General features: G+C 48.2%; 24 protein-coding genes. 14 read left to right on the forward strand and 10 right to left on the reverse strand.

Annotated features, from left to right (window positions below; all coding sequences use genetic code 11):
- The first annotated feature begins 35 nt into the window (after positions 1–35).
- The 3 genes from BM058_RS03410 (at position 36) to BM058_RS03420 (ending at position 2,381) form a co-directional block, all read left to right on the forward strand.
- Complete coding sequence (locus BM058_RS03410) at positions 36–719, forward strand: response regulator transcription factor (RefSeq protein ID WP_090925626.1); 684 nt, start codon at positions 36–38, stop codon at positions 717–719.
- Positions 716–2,059: a sensor histidine kinase gene (locus BM058_RS03415; protein ID WP_090925627.1), complete on the forward strand. Its 1,344-nt coding sequence runs from the start codon at positions 716–718 to the stop codon at positions 2,057–2,059. The genes BM058_RS03410 and BM058_RS03415 overlap by 4 nt, the downstream gene beginning before the upstream one ends.
- A 61-nt stretch (positions 2,060–2,120) precedes the next feature.
- Positions 2,121–2,381, forward strand: coding sequence for a sporulation YhaL family protein (locus BM058_RS03420; RefSeq protein WP_245736819.1), 261 nt, complete (start codon positions 2,121–2,123; stop codon positions 2,379–2,381).
- A gap of 122 nt (positions 2,382–2,503) precedes the next feature.
- On the opposite strand, the gene BM058_RS03425 is transcribed toward BM058_RS03420, so the two are convergent.
- Positions 2,504–3,406: a peptidylprolyl isomerase gene (locus BM058_RS03425; RefSeq protein WP_090925628.1), complete on the reverse strand. Its 903-nt coding sequence runs from the start codon at positions 3,404–3,406 to the stop codon at positions 2,504–2,506.
- A 152-nt stretch (positions 3,407–3,558) separates the two neighbouring features.
- Here BM058_RS03425 and BM058_RS03430 point away from each other — a divergent pair, with 152 nt between their 5' ends.
- Both BM058_RS03430 and BM058_RS03435 read left to right on the forward strand, forming a co-directional pair.
- Entirely contained in the window at positions 3,559–3,642 is an 84-nt protein-coding gene (locus BM058_RS03430) for a YjcZ family sporulation protein (RefSeq protein ID WP_090925629.1), read from the forward strand.
- 24 nt (positions 3,643–3,666) lie between these two features.
- Positions 3,667–3,753 carry a YjcZ family sporulation protein gene (locus BM058_RS03435; protein WP_090925630.1) on the forward strand — a complete coding sequence of 29 codons (87 nt, stop codon included), beginning with the start codon at positions 3,667–3,669 and terminating at the stop codon, positions 3,751–3,753.
- 71 nt (positions 3,754–3,824) lie between these two features.
- On the opposite strand, the gene BM058_RS03440 is transcribed toward BM058_RS03435, so the two are convergent.
- Positions 3,825–4,007 carry a hypothetical protein gene (locus BM058_RS03440; protein ID WP_177195413.1) on the reverse strand — a complete coding sequence of 61 codons (183 nt, stop codon included), beginning with the start codon at positions 4,005–4,007 and terminating at the stop codon, positions 3,825–3,827.
- Positions 4,008–4,136: 129 nt separating this feature from the next.
- On the opposite strand from BM058_RS03440, the gene BM058_RS03445 reads away from it, so the two are divergent.
- Positions 4,137–4,712, forward strand: a complete 576-nt coding sequence (locus tag BM058_RS03445; protein WP_177195414.1) for a YpmS family protein — start codon at positions 4,137–4,139, stop codon at positions 4,710–4,712.
- Between the two features lie 13 nt (positions 4,713–4,725).
- Here BM058_RS03445 and BM058_RS03450 read toward each other — a convergent pair whose 3' ends face one another.
- The 6 genes from BM058_RS03450 to BM058_RS03475 form a co-directional block, all read right to left on the reverse strand.
- Positions 4,726–5,274 carry a DUF3267 domain-containing protein gene (locus tag BM058_RS03450; RefSeq protein ID WP_090925632.1) on the reverse strand — a complete coding sequence of 183 codons (549 nt, stop codon included), beginning with the start codon at positions 5,272–5,274 and terminating at the stop codon, positions 4,726–4,728.
- Between the two features lie 135 nt (positions 5,275–5,409).
- Positions 5,410–5,652, reverse strand: a complete 243-nt coding sequence (locus BM058_RS03455) for a hypothetical protein (protein ID WP_090925633.1) — start codon at positions 5,650–5,652, stop codon at positions 5,410–5,412.
- Positions 5,653–5,896: 244 nt separating this feature from the next.
- Positions 5,897–6,442: an HTH-type transcriptional regulator Hpr gene (locus BM058_RS03460; protein ID WP_245736835.1), complete on the reverse strand. Its 546-nt coding sequence runs from the start codon at positions 6,440–6,442 to the stop codon at positions 5,897–5,899.
- Between the two features lie 116 nt (positions 6,443–6,558).
- The gene (locus BM058_RS03465; protein WP_090925635.1) at positions 6,559–6,915 is read right to left on the reverse strand and encodes a YtxH domain-containing protein; all 357 of its coding nucleotides are present in this window, start codon (positions 6,913–6,915) and stop codon (positions 6,559–6,561) included.
- A gap of 253 nt (positions 6,916–7,168) precedes the next feature.
- Positions 7,169–8,251, reverse strand: coding sequence for a 3-phosphoserine/phosphohydroxythreonine transaminase (serC, locus tag BM058_RS03470; RefSeq protein ID WP_090925636.1), 1,083 nt, complete (start codon positions 8,249–8,251; stop codon positions 7,169–7,171).
- A gap of 81 nt (positions 8,252–8,332) precedes the next feature.
- A complete protein-coding gene (locus BM058_RS03475) occupies positions 8,333–8,761 on the reverse strand; it encodes an HIT family protein (RefSeq protein WP_090925637.1) in 429 nt (142 codons plus the stop codon).
- A 142-nt stretch (positions 8,762–8,903) separates the two neighbouring features.
- Between BM058_RS03475 and BM058_RS03480 the strand changes: the two genes are divergently transcribed.
- Genes BM058_RS03480 through BM058_RS03495 form a run of 4 tightly spaced genes read left to right on the forward strand, consistent with a single transcriptional unit; the run spans position 8,904 to position 12,932 of the window.
- Positions 8,904–10,208: an AMP-binding protein gene (locus tag BM058_RS03480; protein ID WP_177195415.1), complete on the forward strand. Its 1,305-nt coding sequence runs from the start codon at positions 8,904–8,906 to the stop codon at positions 10,206–10,208.
- Positions 10,209–10,219: 11 nt separating this feature from the next.
- Positions 10,220–10,960, forward strand: a complete 741-nt coding sequence (locus tag BM058_RS03485) for an ABC transporter ATP-binding protein (RefSeq protein ID WP_090925639.1) — start codon at positions 10,220–10,222, stop codon at positions 10,958–10,960.
- A complete protein-coding gene (locus tag BM058_RS03490) occupies positions 10,960–12,189 on the forward strand; it encodes an ABC transporter permease (protein ID WP_090925640.1) in 1,230 nt (409 codons plus the stop codon). Before BM058_RS03485 ends, BM058_RS03490 begins: the two co-directional genes overlap by 1 nt.
- A gap of 2 nt (positions 12,190–12,191) precedes the next feature.
- Complete coding sequence (locus tag BM058_RS03495) at positions 12,192–12,932, forward strand: EcsC family protein (RefSeq protein WP_090925641.1); 741 nt, start codon at positions 12,192–12,194, stop codon at positions 12,930–12,932.
- 387 nt (positions 12,933–13,319) lie between these two features.
- Here the strand turns inward: BM058_RS03495 and BM058_RS03500 are convergent, their stop codons facing one another.
- Both BM058_RS03500 and BM058_RS03505 read right to left on the reverse strand, forming a co-directional pair.
- Complete coding sequence (locus BM058_RS03500; protein WP_090925642.1) at positions 13,320–14,495, reverse strand: M20 family metallopeptidase; 1,176 nt, start codon at positions 14,493–14,495, stop codon at positions 13,320–13,322.
- Positions 14,496–14,512: 17 nt separating this feature from the next.
- Positions 14,513–15,235 (reverse strand): cytochrome c biogenesis CcdA family protein, encoded by a 723-nt coding sequence (locus BM058_RS03505; RefSeq protein WP_090925643.1) that lies wholly within the window; start codon positions 15,233–15,235, stop codon positions 14,513–14,515.
- Between the two features lie 334 nt (positions 15,236–15,569).
- On the opposite strand from BM058_RS03505, the gene BM058_RS03510 reads away from it, so the two are divergent.
- From BM058_RS03510 to hemY, 4 genes are all read left to right on the forward strand, one after another.
- Positions 15,570–17,720, forward strand: a complete 2,151-nt coding sequence (locus BM058_RS03510; RefSeq protein ID WP_090925644.1) for a transglycosylase domain-containing protein — start codon at positions 15,570–15,572, stop codon at positions 17,718–17,720.
- Between the two features lie 317 nt (positions 17,721–18,037).
- Positions 18,038–19,072 carry a uroporphyrinogen decarboxylase gene (gene hemE / locus BM058_RS03515; protein ID WP_090925645.1) on the forward strand — a complete coding sequence of 345 codons (1,035 nt, stop codon included), beginning with the start codon at positions 18,038–18,040 and terminating at the stop codon, positions 19,070–19,072.
- Between the two features lie 19 nt (positions 19,073–19,091).
- A complete protein-coding gene (hemH, locus tag BM058_RS03520) occupies positions 19,092–20,030 on the forward strand; it encodes a ferrochelatase (protein WP_090925646.1) in 939 nt (312 codons plus the stop codon).
- A 10-nt stretch (positions 20,031–20,040) separates the two neighbouring features.
- Complete coding sequence (hemY, locus tag BM058_RS03525) at positions 20,041–21,420, forward strand: protoporphyrinogen oxidase (RefSeq protein ID WP_090925647.1); 1,380 nt, start codon at positions 20,041–20,043, stop codon at positions 21,418–21,420.
- Positions 21,421–21,435: the final 15 nt, after the last annotated feature.

Raw genomic sequence — 21,435 nt, forward strand, 5'->3', positions numbered from 1 at the left:
TGGACGACATTCTTGTCGGGAAAGGAATCAGATGAATGAATAACTACATCGTGTATTTAGTGGAAGATGAAGCGAATTTGTCGGAAGTACTGAAAGCTTATATGGAAAAAGAAGGATGGCAGGTCACCGTGTATGATAATGGTGCCGATGCACTGGAAGCTGTCCAGGAACCGCCTCATTTGTGGGTGCTTGATATCATGCTTCCCGGTACGGACGGCTTTCAGGTCCTTAAAGGGATCCGTGAAGAAGAAGGAGATGTACCGGTCATTTTTATTTCTGCGAGAGATCAGGATCTCGACCGCGTTCTCGGTCTTGAAATGGGAAGTGATGACTACCTGGCCAAGCCGTTTCTCCCGCAGGAACTTCTTATCCGGGCGAAAAAACTTCTTTCGCGTGTTTACGACTCCACCAGCCAGGAAAGCAGAAAAATCGAATTGAATGATTACCTGATTGATCCCGAAGCCCGCATTATTACGGATCAGGAAAACCCGGAAGAACCACTGGATTTAACAACGAAAGAAATGGACCTTGTGCTCCTTCTCACCGAAGACGTAGGCACGGCTCTTTCCAGAGAAGCAATTATTGAAAGCGTATGGGGCGAGAACTATGTAGGATCAGAGAGGGCAGTGGATGATGTCGTGCGGCGCGTCCGCAAAAAAATGCCCCGCATTCATCTTGAAACACTCTACGGTTACGGATACCGTATTTTATCCTCATGATGAGAGTAAACCTGACCCGCCGTATCTGGTTTTCCTTTATCGCTCTGGTGGTACTGATGGGACTAACTGTTGTCATCGTTTATCCGATTTCGATTAAAGGTACTCTGACAGAGGAAACCTACCGGATTATTGAACAGGAGCAGGCGCGGATGGCGAATCCATTCAGTGAACACTTTTCGCTGCCGCAGTCGGAAATGAATTTTATCGAACGGAGAGAAGCAGAACGCTCAGTCGGACATGTTTTTCTACTGGATGGCGAGCAGCGGGGGGAACCGGTTCCACCCGATGATGTCCTGAAAGAAATGGTTCAAAATGCGGGCAGTCAGGAGGAGCAGAGAGAAAGATATGAATTAACCTACAATGATGCTGCGTTATTTTACGTCATCACCCGCATTCAATCGAACGGGGAGGAAGCATACCAGATTTCATTCATGTGGGATACGTACCGGGATTTGATGGTGAACCGGTTATGGGAACGTCTGATTTATCTTCTTGTTATCGCCAGTCTATTGAGCCTGCTTCCGGCGATCTGGCTGAAACGATACCTGCGTCAGCCTTTCCGTGAATTGGGGAATCGTTTTGAACAGATAGCCCAGCGGAACTGGAAAGACCCGATCCGCTGGGAAGGGGATGAAGATTTTCAGAGACTGTCCGATCAATTCGAAAAGATGCGTCAGAACCTCATTCGTTATGACCGCTCTCAGAAAACATTCATCCAGCATGCCTCCCACGAACTGAAAACACCGATCATGGTCGTGAAAACGTATGCGCATTCCGTGAAAGATGGAGTGCTCCCCAAAGATAATCTTGAAGACACAATGAATGTTATTCTTGATGAAACGGACCGGATGGATAAGCGGGTCAAAGATATGCTGTACTTCACAAAACTCGACACACTCCAGAAAGAAACAATCAACCTGGAAGAGATGGTGTTTGGGTCTCTTGCTTACCGGATTGAAGAACGTTTCCGGATGCAGCGGGATGATCTGACGTTTATTATTCAGGGGCCTGATGTGAAACTGAAGGCGGATTTAGAACATCTTCAGGTCCTTATGGAAAACCTCGTGGAAAATGCAATGAGGTACGCCCGTGACACCGTCTGGATGTCAGCTGAAAACAGCGGGGACGGCTTTATTCTGATCCGTGTCCGCAATAACGGCGAACAGATCCAGGAAGAAGAAATGGCGTCTTTGTTTGCACCATTTCGAAAAGGTAACAAAGGCCAGTTTGGTCTTGGTCTTGCTATCGTGTATCGTATTGCAGAGCTGCATCAAGGAAAAGCCGATGTGGAGAATCTCGAAGACGGTGTGGAATTCCGAATTTCTCTGCCGGAAACGTGACATAAATAAAACAGACAAGCATATACATGGGAACACAACCGGACAAGAACAGGAGGTCATTATGGATCAACGACCGAAAAAAGTACTGCTCACTCTCATTGGTTTGTTCGTATTGCTTGTTGTATGGCAGCGTTTTGCGGGAATAACAGCCGCTCCTTCCTGGGTTCTGCTCAGCGGCCTCGGCATTGTTTTCAGCGGTTTTATGTGGTGGAAAACAAGCCGCAGTGAAAAAGAAGAGGATGACCGCTGGATTGAACAGGAAGGACGGGTATTTATCCGCAGAATGGAAGAGGAGCGGGAGAAAAAACGCGCATCCTCCTGACTTTGTTGTCAATCAAAAGACTAAAAACAGAACCCGCACCGCAGTTATTTCTGAGAAAAAAGAACCGGGAAAATTCCCGGCTCTTTTTTTATGTGTGCCTGCTTTTATATGGTTTTTCCTGTTCATGAGGCAGGGCTTTTCTGAGAATGTACCCAGTCTTCGTACAGCGCATCTTTGATTTCAATATTGCCTTCATCCATCAGTTGCTGCATCCATTCCTGCTCCGTAGGAATTTGATCCCTGCGTGCTGCTTCTTCCACATCTGTCTCGAGATCTTCATAAGTCGTTTTCCGGTCCAGCACTTCGATGATATGATAGCCGAATTCGGTTGACACGGGTTCGCTGATGTCACCTGGATTCATAGAAAACGCTGCTTTTTCAAATGGTTCAACCATTTGTCCGCGGGTAAAAGACCCCAGTTCCCCGCCGCTTGATGCTGATCCGTCTGTCGAGTATTCAGCGGCCAGTTCTTCAAAGGAAGCACCGTCTGCGAGCTCATCTTTTACTTTGGCAGCTGTCTTCTCATCGTCCACCAGGATATGACGGGCAGTAACGGACTCCAACTCTTCCTGATGTTCTTCATAATAAGAACGTTTGTCTTCTTCTGATAATTCAACGGCTTCGTTCATCTGCCGCCGCACAAGCTGTGGCTGCAGCACGTCTTTTTTCAGGGAGCTGATGGAATCCACCGGCAGCTGGAACTGTGACTGAAGCAATGTAAGCAGTTCATCATCTGTTTCCACTTCGTATTGCTGTTTAAGAGTCTGTAATTCCTGTTCCACCTGCTCGGATTGTATCTCCAGTTGTTCTGCTTTATCCTCGATGAGTTTAGTGTGCACCATATCCTGGAGCACCTGCTTTCCGTAACGTTCCCTTAATTCTGCTGTCAAAGCATCCTCTGTGATGGTCGTATCATTGACCTGCACGACGTCCCCCGAGGTATCACTCTGCCCCTCTCCCGTACAGGAAGCAAGACATACTACAGCTGTCAAAGCTGTTCCCGCTTTTAGAATTGATTGATACAAATTCCTCCAACCCCCTCATGATATGTCCAGCTTTTTAGACAATCTATATCATACCACAAACCATAAAAAAAGAAAAAAACGGGTGAAAAGCCTAAACAAACTTCCGGGCTTCGACATAACATATTCCAGAAAGCGTGTTAGGAGGTGGTGAAATGTCAAAAGGGTATTACGGCGGCTTCGCTTTAGTTGTCGTCCTTTTCATTCTGCTGATTATCGTAGGTGCAGCCTGGTACTAAATTTTAAGGAGAGGAGGATATATAATGGGATATGAGTATGGTTCGCAGTTTGCGTTGATTGTGGTGCTTTTCATTCTGCTTGTGATCGTAGGCGCTGCCTGGATCTACTAACATCCATTGAAAAAAGCTTTCCCGATTATTTCGGGAAAGCTTCTTATACATACAGGAACCATCTTCAGGGTTTAGGTGAACCACAATTCAACGAATGTGGATGTAAGAAGAATGGTAAGCAGAATATTAATGGTTCTGAAAATTTTCGGCTGTCGTTCTGCCGGTATCTCCTTCTGGACACAGAGGGCATTAGTCATTGAATTTATTACAAATAGATAGGTCAGCGAAAATAATCCGAACAATGCGATCAGCATCTTTTTACCCCCAATACCATGTATCTATTATACCTTAACAAAAGATGTTGTAAAAAGATAGTTTTTTTCTAGTACAATATAAGAGAAAATATGATAGGAAATGAGGTTATCAGGAAAGCAGGTGGAAAGATGCACAGCCGTAGTATAAATGGTTGGAAATGGGCGTTTCTCACTTTAATAGGTGTTCTGGTGCTTGGTTGTGTCCTGATTTTCTTCTTATTCAGCTCAGCGGCGGGAGACAGCGGAGATACCGGGTCTCAAGGCGGCAGCACGAACGGAGAATTTCAGGAATATTTCACGGTACAAGCTACAACCGGGCAGTTGAATCAATTGCTGCAGGAAGAAGCGGCATCCGAACAGGTCGATATTCAGTTCAGCGGATCAACAGCAGAGGTAACGGCGGGTATCGATTTTCTCGGGCGGACCATCGAAGCCGCGATGCAGTTCGAAACAGAAGCAGTTGAGGATGGAAATCTTCTGCTGACACTCGACCGGGTATCAGTAGGAGCGTTCAGTCTGCCCAATCAGCAGGCCATGTCGCTGCTGGCATCGCAGGCTGATTTTCCCGAAGCAGTGGAGGTCGATACACAAAATCAACAGATCCGTATCCGCATGAACCAGATTACGATTGGAGATGATTATTCCCTGCGGGTGGAACGGTTTCAACCCGAAAAGGATGATATTGTGTTCAATGTAGGCAAATAAAAAAAAGCAGCCGTTATACCGGCTGCTTTACTAATATATCCAGTCCATTCCTGTTTTGTTCAATATAGCAGTGACGCGGAGCGCCGAGAAGCTGTTTGATATAAATGAAGTCATATACCGCAAGACCGGAGTTGAAGGAAAACACCAGGATGAAGTAATGCATGAGCGAAGGAAAAATAAAAGCCCCCGCTGCGGCACTGATGTTAATGATGCATGCTGGAAAGAGCATGGCTCCGATGTAATAATTGCGGCTGACCGGTTTCGTAAATTTCAGAAACTGCACTGCTTTTCTTTTCTGTCTGAAGAATAACCGGCTCCAGTCGACGTGGACCCCCGCAAACCGAAGAGGTACAACATGAAGAAAGGTATGAACCGGAAACAATAAAATCAGAAACAAGAAGGTATGCAGCATGCTGAGGTCCGTGTATGCATCATTTCTGTGATACAGACTTAAGCCAAGGTAACCTAGAATAAACGTGACGATAATCATGCTGAAAGAAAAAATCATCAACCTTGAAGGATGATAGTCTCTCTTTACATTAATGGATTTCCAGCAGTTCACGGGGAATCCCCCCTTTCATATCTTACGTGAATAATATAGGGCTTGCATCCACAAAAATCAATAGGCACGGCAAAATCCATGAAAAGAAAAAGAATTTCGACAATTTAAGAGATGGAAAAAACGTATTCATATCCTTCACAGCGGGAGCTGAATGCCATTTTTATAGTCAAGCTGCAGTACGGCTCTATGCCACGGCTGTTGATTATCCAAATATAGGAAGCGTTTCGTTGGACTCCGCCTTTCCTGCCCGCTTTCCGCGGGCGTCGCCTCAGCTACCGGGAAAATCACCCGGTGATCTTCGGCTGACGCTTCTCCCGCTGGAGTCGGGCAGACGGCTCCGCCCAACGAAAAAGAAGGGGGGATACATGCTTTGATCACAGATGCACCCTCCTCATAGAACCCTTTCCCATTCCTTATATGGCAAACCAACAGGCGTGGTGCTATGCAGTTCTTCAGATCTTTACGGCAATAAAAAGGGGAATGGTACAAAAAATCATCCGCCTTCCGCAGGCGCCGCATGATTTTGGACCATTCCCTTGTTCCTGCTCACCGAAAAATGCGTTGTGCTCTTCAGAGTCCGTTATGCCCCGGTTTTTTATACAATACTCCCATGTATTTAGTGTTACATCGAAGGCCCTGAGGTTGTTTTTTCTTCAGGAACCAACGAACCGTTTTCCTCGGTGAATTCTTCATCGAACGTGTTGATCGTCTCTTCGAATATGCGCATAAAATCCTCTCCATACACATATCGTATGATCGTCAGGAGTTCGGTGAAATCAGGAAATTTTCCGTATAACTCTTTCATTGGAAGGGCTCCGTCATACACGTTGTACGTGTCGGGTTCATACGCCTCAACGGTTTGGAGAAACAGACGATCCCCCTCACCGGTCAGCTCAATATACGTATTTCTTTTATCATCTGCATTCTTGGAAAAAGATAAAAGACCCCTTTCCTCCAGCTTTTTTGAGAAATTAAATGCGGTGGACACATGCATGACACCGAATTTTGCAATATCAGAAATGGAGGCACCTTCCAGATGATAGGCAATCCATAATATTTGGTGTTCGTTAATATTAAGATTATAAGGTTTTATCCACTGCTTCCAGTCTTTTTCCACTGACTTCCATAGTGCTTTGGTTAACTGGGCAAATTTGTGGCAGAACAACATGGATTGTTTAGTAGAATCTGGAGAATGTTCCAATCGTCTGCCTCCTTCCAAGTATTATTGTAATAAAAAGATATTGTTTTTTGTTAAATAAAGATGAATAGACATTTATTGAGGGATTATTCAGACTCTTTACGAATTCGTTCATTCAGTTCCGTAATAGAGTCTGAAATTTCCTTGATTTGTTCCTGAATACTTTCCATTTCCGGTTCTACTTCCTGCTTGTAACGGCTGTAGGTTTTTTTCATTTCCTGTGTGAGGCCGTCTACCGCTTCGAGACCTTCTGTGGCGGCATAACGCCAATCATATACTGCTGCCTGTCCTTTTCGGGAAAGAAGACGGTTCACGTTTTTCCAATTGTACTGTTTCATGTATTGTCTCGTTTCATCTCCGGACGCCGGCGCCGAAAGCAGGGAAGCAATACTTCCTGCCATCAAACCTGCAAAAAGTCCGGAAATTAATGATTTCGAATCCACGATACCACCTGTCCTTTCTCTTGTTCACTCTCTCTGGTTATAAATATTATTCTCTGATAACAGTATAGAGAAAAATCAAAAAAATGAAAAGAACAATCTGCTTTTATTAATTAGAAAAATAGCCGTACGATAAAAGTAAGCGTTTTCTTTTTAATTTTTAGGAGGAAGCGCTTCGTGTAAACGTCATGAAGCGGCTTAAAGACGAAAAAAACGCCGGCAGCGAAGCCGGCGTTTACAGGAAGATATTTAAGGGTCACCCGTGGTTTTTGTGAAAGTCCAGCATAAATGTGCGGAGCGCTTCACACGATTCCAGAGATACGGCATTGTACAGCGAAGCCCGGCATCCACCGACAGAGCGGTGACCGTTCAAGCCGACAAATCCTGCTTCTTTGGCTTTTTCCAGAAAGGTTTTGTTCAGCTCTTCGCTCGGGAGGTTAAAGGTGATGTTCATGTTGGAACGACTGTCTTTCTCTGCATGTCCTTTATAAAATCCGCCGCTGTGGTCAATCGTGTCATACAATAAAGATGCTTTTTCGTTGTTTCGCTCCTGCATTCCTTCGGCCCCGCCCCGGTTTCGAATCCAGTTCAGAACGTGATTCAGCATATAAATGCCAAAGGTAGGAGGCGTATGATACAAAGAGTTTTTATCCGCATGCGTATCATAGCGCAGGAATGTCGGGATGGAATTTGGGATTTTTTCCATCATTTCTTTTTCTATGATAACAATGGTTACCCCGGAAGGACCGAGATTTTTCTGGGCGCCTGCATAAATAAGCGAGAACTGATCCACCGGCACCGGTCTGCTCAGGATGTCACTGGACATGTCGGCGATAAGCGGCGGATTCCAGTCGGGAAGGGTATGCCACTGGGTACCGAAAATCGTGTTATTGGATGTGATATGCACGTAGGTATCCGTTGGATCAACGTCCATACTATGGATATCCGGGATGTAGGTGTGATTATGTTCAGCCGAAGAAGCGCCGATCTTTGTCTCTCCGATCAGCTTTGCCTCTTTCAACGCTTTTTCAGACCAGGATCCGGTCAGAATATAGTTGGCTTTCTCCCCGTCAGGCAGAAAGTTCATGGGAATCATGGGAAACTGAAGACTCGCTCCTCCCTGCAGAAACAATACATCGTGTGTGTCAGGTACCTGCAGCAGTTCTTTTATACCGGCTTTTGCTTCATTGTGTACTTCTTCATACTCTTTACTGCGGTGGCTTAATTCCATGACCGACATCCCTGTGCCGTTAAAATCAAGCATTTCCTCTCCGGCCTGTTTCAGTACTTCCTCCGGAAGGGCAGCCGGACCTGCGTTAAAATTATGAGCTCTTGTCAATGTTTTTCCACTCCTTCAATGTATGTCGGACCCCCTTCTGAAACGTGCAGAAAGCGGCCGGCGTAATAAAAACAGAATGCTTTATAAATGGTTGTTGATGCTTTTTGCGATACCCTGTAGATCTTCCGACGTGTAATGGGAGCTGTTATCCTCAAATGAAGGCTGGAATCCATCACCGGCTCCGTACCGTGGAATGAAATGCAGATGATAATGGAAGACCGATTGGGAAGCAGCGGTGCCGTTGTTATTGATAATGTTCATTCCTGCAGGCTGGAATTCCTTTTTAATGGCGTTTGCGATTTTCGGCGCGGTCTTAAACAAATGGGCAGCCGTATCTTCTTCAAGTTCAAAAATGTTTTCCTGATGGTCCTTCGGGATTAACAGGGTATGACCTTTTGTGGCCTGTCCAAGATCAGCAAATGCCATGCAGGTATCGTCTTCATAAACGACCGCAGCAGGTATATCGCCGGATACAATCTTACAGAAAATGCAGTTGCTGTCAGATGTCATAAGCAGTACTCCTTTATCTTGAATGTATACCTTCATTCTATCAGTCCGCTCATGCAACGGCAAAAACAACTCTGAATTGTTACAAAAACAAAGTCGTAATGCTATAATCTGTTTAGTACAAATAAGGAAAAGGAGGACTTCCATGTTTGTCCCCCTGCTATTAACGGATTTTCTTGACCGCGCGGTGTCGTTGTACGGAAAAAGAACGGCAGTTATAGATGGGTCAAAAGAAGTAACATACGAAAAATTAAATTATAATATCAATCAACTTTCCCGTGCGTTAAACGATCTTGGTATCAAAAAAGGGGACAAAGCAGCTTATTTAACCCGGAACTGTAAGGAACTGGTGGAAGGATATTACGGTGTATTTCAGACCGGGGCGGTGATGACCCCGCTTGGTACAGGTCTGAGTGCCGAAGAATACGTATTTATTCTGAATCATAGTGAAAGCAGGGTGCTGATTGTGGAAGAGGCGTTATATTCACGCATATCTTCCATTAAAGAACGGCTTGAAACGATTGAACATATCATCGTCATCGGAAAGTCTCCGGTGTCGCAGGGATGCCTGCATTATGATTCATGGAAAGATCAGTTTCCGGGTTATGCATACGACCGGGTGGAACTTGAAGAACAGGATGTTGCGACGCTGCAGTACACACGGGGAACAACCGGCCGGCCAAAAGGAGTACTTACTGCCCATCGCAGCAACTACCTGCATGCCTTGTCAGCCATGCACCATCTCCGGGTCAGCGACAGGGACCGGCTCCTGCATGTGCTGCCCATGCATCACGCCAATGCCTGGGGAGCTCCGTTTATTTACACATCCAATGGGGCGGTCCAGATTATGCAGCAGGACATGGAAGCGCGGGTTACAGCACATAATATCGATGCTTACCATATCACGGTGGTGCACATGACCCCCCCTGTACTGCAGAGCCTGTTGGAGTACTACAAAGAAGAAGGCGCACCTCCAAAAAAACGTAACGTGCGTCTGGTCGTATCCGGAGAAATTCCTCCCCGTGATATCGTGCACCGGGTGGAAACAGAACTTGGCTGGGAATTTGTGCAGGTCTACGGTATGACTGAGACCTCTCCGCTGGTTGCTGTGTCAGAGGTAAGACCCCAGCATCAGTATCTGACAGATGGTCAAAAAGAAGAGATTAAGGCGAAAACCGGATTCCCCATGATCGGTGTCAATATGAAAGTAGTCGATGAAGAAGGTGTGGAAATTCCACGTGACGGGGTGACGATTGGCGAGATTATTATCCGCTCCAACCATGTGATGGAAGGCTACCTGAAAAATCCGGAAGAAACGTCACAGTCTATCAAGAACGGCTGGCTCCATACAGGCGACCATGCCGTCATTGATGTGGACGGATATATTGAAATCAAGGAACGGAAAAGAAAAACGGCGTATTCCTTTTCTTATGTGGATACAACGCCTTAGGAGGAAGATTTATGACCGAACTTCTTGAACTGAACCAGGTCAGCGGAGGCTATAATATTCATAAACCGGTTCTGCATGAACTTGACTTTCATGTACGTTCAGGCGAAATGGTGGGGCTCATTGGTCTGAACGGAGCAGGCAAGAGTACAACCATTAAACACATTCTCGGCCTGATGGAACCGACAAATGGCGACATCCGTATACACGGCGTGCAGTGCCGGGACCAACCTGAAGCGTACCGGCGTACATTCACCTATATCCCTGAAACGCCGATTCTCTATGAAGAACTGACGCTTTGGGAGCATTTAAGACTGACAGCATCCGCTTACAGCGTTAACAATAACCTATTTGAAGAACGCGCGGCCCGGCTGCTGAAAGAATACCGGATGGAAAAGATGAAGCACTGGTTTCCAAGTCATTTTTCCAAAGGCATGCGCCAGAAAGTCATGATTATGTGCGCGTTTCTTGTACAGCCCAGCTTGTATGTGGTGGACGAACCATTTGTCGGCCTTGATCCTGTCGCAATCAAGTCACTTCTGGATATGATGGAAGAGAAAAAACAGGAGGGTGCCGGGATTATGATGTCGACTCACATTCTTGCAACCGCCGAGCGGTACTGCGACCGGTTCATTCTTCTTCATGAAGGACGAATTAAACATCAGGGAACACTCGCTGAACTTCGTGAACAGACAGGCATGCCGGATGCGGATCTTGATGATTTATACATAGAAGTGACCAAAGGAGAAGTCTGATGAATATTGAATCGCTGTGGAAAGACCGTGTCCAGACGTTCTGGAACCAAGCTGTAAGATACCTGCGCCTTATCGGCAACAGCGGCTTTATGTTCAGTCTGTACGCCCTGTTTCTGGCGGGAGGATATTTTTACCCTTCCTTTATGGAATGGCTCCCTTCCTCGGTACCGGTGTCCCTTCTATTCACCCTGCTTTTTGCATATCTGTTAACGAGATGCCCGCTCCGCACGTTTTTAAAAGAGGGGGACCTTGTCTTTTTGCTGCCGCTTGAAAGCCGCCTGAAATCCTATTTCACCAAATCGGTGATTTACTCGTATGTGTTCCAATCGGCCGCGGTGGTTATCGTGTTTTTACTGCTTGGTCCATTATTTCGAGACCGTGTCGTGGATGACAATATGTATATGTACACGTCCCTTTTTCTTCTTCTTCTTATAAATGGGTGGAATTATGCTTCGTTCTGGGCGGAAACGCGGTTTCAGGAAGAAATGACCCGTTTTAAACATACGGCCGGACGTGCGGTGTTAAATGCTGCGGCTGCCTATCTTCTGTTTCAGGGAGCACCTCTTTGGTTTCCAGCCGCGGTCGTCCTTGTATGCGCATTTGTGTACATTTTTTATTATTACCCGCTTCTCCGCCGCCATCTGCTGAAATGGGAAGTGCTGCTGCAGCAGGAGGAAAAACGGGTGTCCGCGTTCTACCGGTTCGTACGCTCCTTCACTGATGTCGGGCACGTGAAAACCCGGGTGAAACGGCGTCGCTGGTTGAATGCGCCCTTGGACCGGTGGGTTTGGAATAAGGGTTCGGTATTCATGGTGTTGTTTGGAAAGTCGTTCATGCGCTCGGGCGAATATCTCGGCATGTACGTCCGGTTAATTCTCGCCGCGGGGCTTGTTATGTATGCTTTTCCAAATGACTGGTTCCGGATGGCGGCTGCGTTTTTGTTTCTTTATATGACAAGCGTGCAGCTCCGGGCGCTTTGGCATCATCTCGATGTTACGATTTGGCCGGATCTTTATCCTGTAGCGCATGTGTATAAGCAGAACGATTTTAAAGCACTTGTGAAAACTCTGCTGGCTGCTCAGACGATACTGCTGACCCTTGTCTATTTGCTGACATCAGGGTCACTTCTGCCTGGTGTGGTTCTAATTGGTGCCGGCCTGGCGCTGTGTTTCCTATACCCATTGTCCAAAAAAGATAGAGCGATGATTCAAAACGGCCGGGAGGCGTGATAATGAATAATTACGAGAAACAAGCGCTTGAAGAAGCCCAGGTGTGGCTGCGGCAGCTGAAAAAACCCCAAAGCATGACACGAACCGCAACCGCGAAAGTCCAGGGTCGTCTCAACCATTTGATGCCCGGTGCTTTCCACCGCTCAATGGGAAAGGCGGTCCAGCAGATGACTGCCGGCGTATTGACCGGCTCGGATTATCTGCCGAATAAAAACCTCTCTCCGGCACAGACGCTTGAGGAAGCGGATGAAAAACTGGAAGAGCTGATCCCGTTTTACCAGAGAGGGGCAGCTGTGGAAGGTGCCGGAACCGGAGCCGGCGGGATTCTTCTTGGAGCAGCGGACTTTCCGCTTCTGCTCGGTTTCAAAATGCGCTTTCTTTTTTCCGCTGCCATGATTTACGGTCTCGATATTCATGATTTCCGGAACAGGCTGTATCTGCTGCATCTCTTTCAGGCGGCTTTTTCCAGTCCGGAAAAACGAAAAGAAACCGCGGAGCACCTTGAAACATGGGACGAGTATGTAAAAGAAAAGCCGCGAAAACTAAAAATAGCGGAAGAATGGGATTGGACATCGTTTCAGCAGGAGTACAGAGATCATATCGATCTGGTGAAAATGCTGCAGTTGATGCCGGGACTGGGTGCTGTCGTCGGGGCAGCCGCCAATCACCAGCTCCTGGCACAGCTCGGAGAAGCCGCAAAGCAGGGATACCGCTGGAAGTGGCTGATGGATAGAGAAAAGTGAAAGAGGTCCGGGCAGGCTCTGAACAGAGCCTGCCCGGACTTCTTTGGCTGGGTTGGGAGTGAGGTGTCATGGACACTACATGTGCTGCCGGGCAATGTAGTGTCCATGAAAGTCGTGTTGGGGGACACCAGCACCTGCGTCCGGGCAGCTAGTGTCCATTGGTTTCTGCCAGCGGACACTAACCTTTGATTTGAACGGCTTAGTATCCACGAAACGGTGACCAGTGGACACTACCAGTTTATTTTTTAACGGCAGTGTCCACACCCCGCCCTTATCCAATAAAACGGATCAACAGCTGCTGACACCTGCCCTCTACTCCTGTCTGCAGTGACATACATTTGCCAAAAAAAGGGGCTGTATCATTTGATACAGTCCCTTTTTTAATAATCAGGCTGGTTCGTAATCGAGGACGGCTTTGCCGAGGATTTTGGCGGCAATAAGCATGGCGCGCTCATCGATGTCGAATTTCGGATGGTGGTGGGGGTATGTTTTTTCCCACTCCGGATGGCCGGCTCCGGTGAAGAAATAGGAACCTTTCACATGATGAAGATAGTAGGCGAAATCTTCTCCCGTCATCTGCGGTTTCATGTATTCCGTTTCGGTTACGCCCGGCACTTCGGCCGCGCAGGAGGCAAGAAAGTCCGCTTCCCTGGTGTGGTTCACAACCGCAGGATACCCGCGGAAGTAGCAAAAATCAGCTTCCGCCCCGGCGCTGTCACACACACCCTTTGTCATGCGGTTCAGTTCCTCTTCGATAGAATCCCGCACGTCATCGTTAAACGTCCGGACAGTTCCCACAAGGCGCGCCTGATCGGCAATCACGTTAAACGCGTTCGCCGCTTCAAACGAACCAACCGAGACGACAGCCGACTCCTGCGGATCGATCCGGCGGCTGACGAGCTGCTGTATGGTCGTGACAAGCTGCGAACCGATGACGATTGCATCTTTGGTCAGGTGGGGGGTGGCACCGTGCCCGCCCCGGCCGATAATATTGATATCAAAGCTGTCGGCTGCGGCCATCATAGCCTCGTCTTTATACTGCATCACTCCGTAGGGCACCGTCGCCCAAAGATGGGTGCCAAAAATTACATCGACACCGTCCAGGCAGCCATCTTCAATCATAGCCTGTGCACCGCCGGGAGCCAGTTCCTCCGCGTGCTGATGTATAAAAACAATAGTACCGGACAGCTCGTCCTGCAGCTGGTTCAGCGCTTTGGCAAGTACGAGCATTTCGGCAGTGTGTCCATCGTGGCCGCAGGCGTGCATGACGCCGTCGCGTTTTGAAGCAAACGGGAGGCCGGTTTCCTCCTGAATCGGAAGCGCATCGAAATCGGCGCGCAGTGCGATAACAGGACCGGGGTGTGCGCCTTCAAGCCGCGCGGTGACACCGCGGCCGCCGACGCCTGTATGTACCTCGTGCCCGAGACGGCGGTGGTAGTCCGCGATGTAGGCGGGTGTTTCTTCTTCTTCAAAAGAGAGTTCGGGATATTGATGAAGATACCGCCTGATCTCTACCATTTCATCATAGCCTTGATCGAGCCGTTCAAATAATTTCTGTTCCATACTGGACCTCCTCCGTATTAAATACTAAACGGATTGAATTGGGCGAAATACGCCGACAGAGTCTGGAAATAGCCGGTGAACAGCAGGATGCCGAGCGCGATCATGATGAGCCCGCTTCCTCTTTGGATGCGCGGGAGCCATTTATTGAGCCCTTTTAATTTATACAGGGATTTCGAATAAAGCAGACCGACAATCAGAAAAGGAATGCCGAGCCCCATGGAATAGATGAACAGCATGAGCAAACCTGTGTACATGGTTTCAGCCGAACCGGCAAGCGTTAAAATACCGCCGAGTACCAGGCCGATACAGGGGGTCCAGCCGGCGGCAAACACCACCCCGAAAAAAACAGAGCCGGCAAAACTGGATGACTTTTTCGGCGCCCGGTGCAGTTTCTTATCGCTCATTAATGCTTTAATGGATATGATTCCGGTCATCTGCAGACCAAACAGAATAATAACAATGCCGCCCACCTGCTGAATGACATCTTGAGTCCGACTGTTGTTAAGTAAAGAACCGATTGTGGTGGAAGTGAGGCCGAGCACCATAAATATTAACGTAAAGCCGAGGATAAACCCGAGACTGCGTGATAAGACGATCCTCCTTCCAACCTGTACCTCCCCGTCCGCGACTGTCGAGCCTGTAAGCTGGGCGAGATAGGCCGGGACAAGTGGAAAGATACAGGGGGATAAAAAAGAAACAACCCCCGCCCCGAAAGCGAGCCAGATGCTGACTTCATTCAACAGAACCCCTCCTGTTTTTCACTCTGTGGTGATCATTCTAAAACGTCTGACATCCGCATGAAATAATGCGGATGTATGATAGTGTACGAGCTGAAATGCCCGTACATGCCAAGCAATTCAGGTAATACACATTTTATCATATCATGACGGGGCTGTGCGGGGAAATGGAAATAAGGGAAGCTGTTGGACAAGGTTTGATAAAAGTTGTTAAAATCACGCAGAATAACAAAAGCTGTGAAAAAAGATGCCGAATCACGGCGGATACTTTATAATGGCAGTGGAACACCCCTATTACGCGGAATCACCGCGCACTATGAAGGAGCCGCTATATTAAATGAAAAATAAATGGATAAAATGGGGGCTGCTGCTCATCGGTTTTATGCTGGTCAGTGCCGGCATATATCTGTCGTCTGTCGTCATAGGGGCGGCTGCTATCGATGAGAAACAGCTCGTCATGAAAGAAACTTCTGTCCTCTATGATGAGGAAGGTACAAAACTGGCAGAACTGCATCAGGAAGATCGGAATGTCGTACAGATCGAATCGCTTCCCGACCACGTGAAGCAGGCGTTTGTCGCGATTGAAGATATGCGTTTTTATGAACATCAAGGTATAGACCCGCGGGGCATCGTACGGGCACTTTACCGCGATATTCTTGCGGGAAGTATCGTGGAAGGCGGCAGTACGATCACCCAGCAGCTTGCCAAGAATTCATTTTTAACCAATGATCAGACGCTGCTTCGCAAGACGAAGGAAGTATTGATTGCCATGGGGCTGGAACGAAAATTCAGCAAGGATCAGATTCTTGAATACTACTTGAACCAAATCTACTTCGGGCACGGGGCATACGGCGTGCAGTCGGCGGCACAACTGTACTTCAATAAAGATGCATCGGAGCTCTCAGTGGACGAGGCCGCCATGCTCGCAGGCATCCCGAAAGCACCGTCGAATTACTCACCGGTCGATGATGCCGAGGAAGCCCTGGACCGTCGCAACACGGTCATCTCTCTGATGGAAGAGCAGGGATATGTAGGGGCTGAGGAGGCCGTCGCTCTGCAGGGCAGGACGCTTCCCGATACGCTCCATGAAAGAGAGAACAGTCCAGCCTATTATACGTATATTGATATGGTCTTAAACGAAGCAAAAACGAAATACAATTTGTCAGCTGAAGAAATATACCGGGGAGGATACGATATTGTCGTGCCAATGAATAAGGAGATGCAGCAGGCATCGTATGATTTATTTCAGCAGGACTCTTACTTTCCGGAAGGATCAGAAAATGTTCAGGGCTCTTTTTTCATGATGGATCATCACAGCGGCGGGGTGGCATCGGTGCAGGGAGGAAGAGATTACGTACGCCAGGGTCTCAACCGTGTCACAGCCAAGCGCCAGCCCGGATCGGTCATGAAGCCGCTCGCCGTGTACGCTCCTGCGCTGGAATCGGGAAATTATCAGCCGTATTCCCTCCTCCAGGATGAAAAAACAAGGTATGGCGATTATACACCGAAAAACTATAACGATGAGTATTCAGGCGAGATAACGATGAACAGGGCACTGACAGAATCGACAAATGCCGCGGCGGTATGGCTTTATGATCAGATTGACCGAAGCACGACCTCTGAATGGCTGGAATCTGCTGGTCTTGATATCGAGGATAATGGTTTGGCCGCGGCGCTTGGCGGGTTGTCAGAAGGTTTGTCCCCGTACCAGATTGCCTCCTCTTATACAGCTTTTGCTAATAATGGAGAGACAACCGAACCTTATTTCATTTCAAAAATAGAGAATCGTGACGGTGAAGTTATTGCGGAGGCACAAACATCAACGAAGCAGATAATGAGCCCGCAGAATGCATGGTATATGACAAGAATGCTCCAGAATGTGGTAGAGGAAGGAACCGGAACGGAAGGTTCCACCACCTATCCGCTGGCTGGCAAGACCGGAACGACGTCTTTTGTGGAAGTGGAAGGAGCAACGAGGGACGCCTGGTTTGCAGGGTTCACTCCGCAGTGGACCGGCGCATTGTGGATGGGATACGACCAGACGACCGAAGAACAATACCTTCAGGCCGGCAGTTCTTTCCCGACCCGGTTGTTTAAAGATATTTTAAATGAAGTACCGGAAGAATCGGACGTCCGCACCGCTTTTGAACAGCCCGATGATGTACAGGATCTAGAATCTCCGGTGGAAATGGGAAGCGTGGATGACTTATCTGCCTCTCTGAGTCTTCGCGGAGGCGGTCTTTTCAATGTTCAGCTGGAGTGGACGGCCGCAGAAGACGAACGTGTCATCTATAGAATTTACGAAGTGACAGACGGGGCGAGTAAGAAAGTGACCGAAGTTCAGGGGACAGGAGAGCATACGATTGAAGGAGTTAACATTTTCAACATGAAAGAGTATATGGTAGTTCCCTATAATCCCCAGACCGAAAAAGAAGGGGAAGCTTCCAACGTGGCAGAAGCCTCGATGGGTTCCATATTCGGAGGCTGATAGCAGGAGGCTGTCCATCCAGGGGCAGCCTCTTTTAGTAGTTAGAAAAGCATATAAAAAGATAGCCAGAACCCAGCTGAAGCACGTGCCGCCCGGGGGTGCGCAGGATGTGGGTCAGTTCGGCGCTGCGTCGCGTCGCGGCGTTTTGAAGCCGAACTTCAGGTTGCATTAGCTTTTTATTATCCATTTTATGAACAATGGCGTGAAGTGCTGTACATGACAATGCTTGTGGAGTATGGTAAAAAGGGTATGAATCCTTAGACGAACGCAGGAAAGCCGCAGAATGGACAGGCTTACAGGAACAGGAGGAAATGGCTATGGCCGAACAGAAAAAAAACATGACGTTTCTACAGGCTGCAAGAAAAGAAGCAGTGGACCATGTCCCGGTCTGGTATATGCGCCAGGCAGGACGTTCACAGCCGGAGTACCGCAGACTGAAAGAAAAGTATTCGCTATTTGAGATAACAAGAGATCCGGAATTGTGCGCCTATGTAACGAAACTGCCGGTAGATCAGTACAATACCGATGCAGCCATTTTGTACAAAGATATCATGACACCACTTCCTTCCATGGGAGTAGAAGTTGATATTAAGCCGGGGGTTGGTCCGGTTATTCATAATCCAATCAAGCACCACGAAGATGTTGACAAGCTCGGCATGATTGACCCGGAAGAGGAAGTGCCGTTTGTTCTCGACACGATCAGTCTGCTCCGCGAACAGCTCCATGTACCACTTATTACGTTCAGTGGTGCTCCGTTTACGCTGGCAAGCTATATGATTGAAGGCGGACCATCCAAAAACTACTACCACACAAAAGCCTTCATGCACGCCCGGCCCGAAGCCTGGCAGGCACTCATGGACAAGCTCGGCGATATGACGATACGGTACGTGAAAGCTCAGATCCGGGCAGGAGCGGAAGCCATCCAGATTTTTGATTCATGGGTCGGGGCGTTAAATGCAGCCGACTACCGCCGCTATGTAAAGCCGGTGATGACAAAAATATTTGAAGAACTGAACCACGAGAACGTTCCCGTCATTATGTTCGGGGTAGGGGCCGGACATCTGATACAGGAATGGAATGACCTGCCGCTTGAGATTATCGGTCTCGACTGGCGCACGTCCGTGGCAGAAGCGAGAAACCAGGGAGTGAATAAAGCACTTCAGGGCAACCTCGACCCATCTCTGCTTCTTGCCCCGTGGGACGCTATTGAAGAACAGGTGAAACCAATTCTTGACCAGGGAATGCAGGAAAACGGGTTTATCTTTAACCTTGGGCACGGTGTATTTCCGGAAGTCAATCCGGACACGCTGAAACGGTTAACAGCTTTTGTTCATGAATATACACAGAAATAATAAAAGGGGGTCATCCCAAATGGCAGTGAAAATCGGACTGCTCGTGATGGCATACGGAACACCTCGCAGCCTGGATGAGGTGGAATCCTACTATACGCATATCCGCCGCGGCAGAAAACCATCGGAAGAAGCGCTTCAGGATTTAATTTCAAGATACGAAGCAATTGGTGGTGTTTCCCCTCTGGCCAAAATTACAAATAATCAGGGCCGGAGCCTGGAGCAGCGGTTGAATGAACGGACAGAGGACGTTGAATTTCATTGGTACCTCGGGTTGAAACACATCGATCCGTTTATTGAGGATGCCGTGGCTCAGATGAAGGAAGACGGTATAGAAACAGCATACAGTATCGTGCTGGCACCGCATTTTTCCACATTCAGCATTAAATCTTATAACGGCCGGGCGCAGGAAGAAGCCCAGCGCATTGACGGCCCGGAGATTTACTCGGTGGAGAACTGGCACGACGAACCGAAGTTTATCGAATACTGGGTTGACCAGGTGAAACGCACGATGGAACAGACACATCCGGAGGAGAAGACATGTGTGATTTTTTCAGCACACAGCCTCCCGGAAAAAATTATCCAGGCCGGCGATCCTTATCCTGAGCAGCTTGAAGAAACGGCGAAGTGGATTGCAGAAGGTGCCGGTGTGTCCGATTATGCCATCGGCTGGCAGAGCGAGGGCAATACACCGGATCCGTGGCTCGGTCCTGACGTCCAGGATTTAACGAAAGACCTTCACTCCAACTATGGATATAATGCTTTTATATACTGTCCGGTTGGGTTTGTGGCGGATCATCTTGAGGTTCTGTTTGACAATGATGTCGAGTGCCGGCAGGCCTGCGGGGAAGTTGGTGCGTCCTACTACCGTCCAGCTATGCCGAATGCGGAGCCTGAATTTATTGATGCACTGGCGGATGCCATTTTAAGAAAAAGGCAGACGGAGGCAGAAAGTAAGTGAGGAATGCATCATGAAAACAGCTATTATCGGCGGCGGAATCACGGGACTGGCCGCCGCCTACTATCTGCAGAAAGAAATTATGACCAATTCCCTGGATATGGAGTACCATCTTTTTGAAAAAGATTCTCGGCTTGGCGGGAAAATAAAAACAGACTACTACAATGGTTTTGTTATTGAGCAGGGTCCTGACTCTTTTCTCGCCCGGAAAGAGAGTGCTTCCACCCTGGCAAAAGAAGTCGGCCTGGAAGAAGAATTGATATCAAATAACGCCAGCGGTGCCTACATTCTGAAAGGAAGCTCCCTGCACCAGATTCCAGAAGGTTCTGTGATGGGAATTCCAACTAAGCTCGGTCCGTTTTTAACGACAGGATTGTTTTCCATCCGCGGCAAACTGCGGGCAGCAGCGGACTTTATCCTCCCTCGTTCCAAATCAAACACGGATCAGGGACTCGGTGTTTTTTTCCGGAGACGGCTTGGGAGTGAAGTCGTGGATCACCTGATTGAGCCGCTTTTGTCCGGTATTTACGCCGGGAACATGGACCGTTTAAGCCTTCAGGCTACGTTTCCGCGTTTTTTTGAAGTGGAACGGCAGTACCGTAGTCTGATACTCGGCATGCGGGAAGAACGTCCTTCTTCCGGAGGCGGACGGAAAAAAGCTGGTTTTTACAGTTTGACGAAGGGACTTCAATCGTTTGTGGAAGGTATTGAGAACCATCTGGATGAAGATGCGGTCCACAAAAATTCCGGGCTGCAGTCCATCCGCAAAAAGGAAGGACAGTATGAGCTTATCTTCAGTGACGGGAGCACGTCGCTGTTTGACCGGGTGATCATGACCACACCTCACGACGTTACGGCATCGCTCCTTGGTTCAGACGTTCTGAAAGAAGAACTTGCGTCCATTCCGGCTACGTCCGTAGCGACTGTCGCCATGGCTTTTGATGAAAATCAGCTCAGCGGCGAATTTGACGGCACCGGCTTTGTTGTTTCCAAAAAAAGCGGCTACACCATCACTGCCTGTACGTGGACGCACCGCAAATGGGCACATGCGGCCCCTCCGGGTAAAGCGCTTCTTCGATGTTATGTCGGAAAGCCCGGCGGCGAGGATATCGTAGAGAAATGGGACGAAGAGATTGTGGATATTGTTTTGAAAGACCTGAACCACGTCATGAAAGTGGAGGGGAACCCCGAGTATGTTAATGTTACGCGCTGGCGTCACGCCATGCCGCAATATGAAGTAGGACATTTCGAGAAAATGGAACGTATAGAAGATCACATGAAAACAGAATTCCCCGGCATCTACACGGCGGGAGCCGCATTTGAAGGTGTCGGCCTCCCGGACTGCATTAGCCAGGGAGAGCAGGCTGTTCGTCGTATGATGGGACAGCAGTAGATGTGGTGCTTTCAA

Origin of the sequence: Salibacterium qingdaonense (assembly GCF_900114715.1) — a bacterium.
GTDB lineage: Bacteria > Bacillota > Bacilli > Bacillales > Marinococcaceae > Salibacterium > Salibacterium qingdaonense.

Excerpts from the sequence above, each read along its gene's own strand:
- BM058_RS03420 (WP_245736819.1), top strand. The coding sequence starts at position 2,121 with ATGGATCAACGACCGAAAAAAGTACTGCTCACTCTCATTGGTTTGTTC.
- BM058_RS03500 (WP_090925642.1), bottom strand. The coding sequence starts at position 14,495 with ATGGAACAGAAATTATTTGAACGGCTCGATCAAGGCTATGATGAAATG.
- hemH (WP_090925646.1), top strand. The coding sequence starts at position 19,092 with ATGGCAGTGAAAATCGGACTGCTCGTGATGGCATACGGAACACCTCGC.
- BM058_RS03475 (WP_090925637.1), bottom strand. The coding sequence starts at position 8,761 with ATGACATCTGACAGCAACTGCATTTTCTGTAAGATTGTATCCGGCGAT.
- hemE (WP_090925645.1), top strand. The coding sequence starts at position 18,038 with ATGGCCGAACAGAAAAAAAACATGACGTTTCTACAGGCTGCAAGAAAA.
- BM058_RS03495 (WP_090925641.1), top strand. The coding sequence starts at position 12,192 with ATGAATAATTACGAGAAACAAGCGCTTGAAGAAGCCCAGGTGTGGCTG.
- BM058_RS03485 (WP_090925639.1), top strand. The coding sequence starts at position 10,220 with ATGACCGAACTTCTTGAACTGAACCAGGTCAGCGGAGGCTATAATATT.
- BM058_RS03490 (WP_090925640.1), top strand. The coding sequence starts at position 10,960 with ATGAATATTGAATCGCTGTGGAAAGACCGTGTCCAGACGTTCTGGAAC.
- BM058_RS03440 (WP_177195413.1), bottom strand. The coding sequence starts at position 4,007 with ATGCTGATCGCATTGTTCGGATTATTTTCGCTGACCTATCTATTTGTA.
- BM058_RS03460 (WP_245736835.1), bottom strand. The coding sequence starts at position 6,442 with ATGTTGTTCTGCCACAAATTTGCCCAGTTAACCAAAGCACTATGGAAG.
- hemY (WP_090925647.1), top strand. The coding sequence starts at position 20,041 with ATGAAAACAGCTATTATCGGCGGCGGAATCACGGGACTGGCCGCCGCC.
- BM058_RS03510 (WP_090925644.1), top strand. The coding sequence starts at position 15,570 with ATGAAAAATAAATGGATAAAATGGGGGCTGCTGCTCATCGGTTTTATG.
- BM058_RS03415 (WP_090925627.1), top strand. The coding sequence starts at position 716 with ATGATGAGAGTAAACCTGACCCGCCGTATCTGGTTTTCCTTTATCGCT.
- BM058_RS03430 (WP_090925629.1), top strand. The coding sequence starts at position 3,559 with ATGTCAAAAGGGTATTACGGCGGCTTCGCTTTAGTTGTCGTCCTTTTC.
- BM058_RS03480 (WP_177195415.1), top strand. The coding sequence starts at position 8,904 with ATGTTTGTCCCCCTGCTATTAACGGATTTTCTTGACCGCGCGGTGTCG.
- BM058_RS03435 (WP_090925630.1), top strand. The coding sequence starts at position 3,667 with ATGGGATATGAGTATGGTTCGCAGTTTGCGTTGATTGTGGTGCTTTTC.
- BM058_RS03445 (WP_177195414.1), top strand. The coding sequence starts at position 4,137 with ATGCACAGCCGTAGTATAAATGGTTGGAAATGGGCGTTTCTCACTTTA.
- BM058_RS03410 (WP_090925626.1), top strand. The coding sequence starts at position 36 with ATGAATAACTACATCGTGTATTTAGTGGAAGATGAAGCGAATTTGTCG.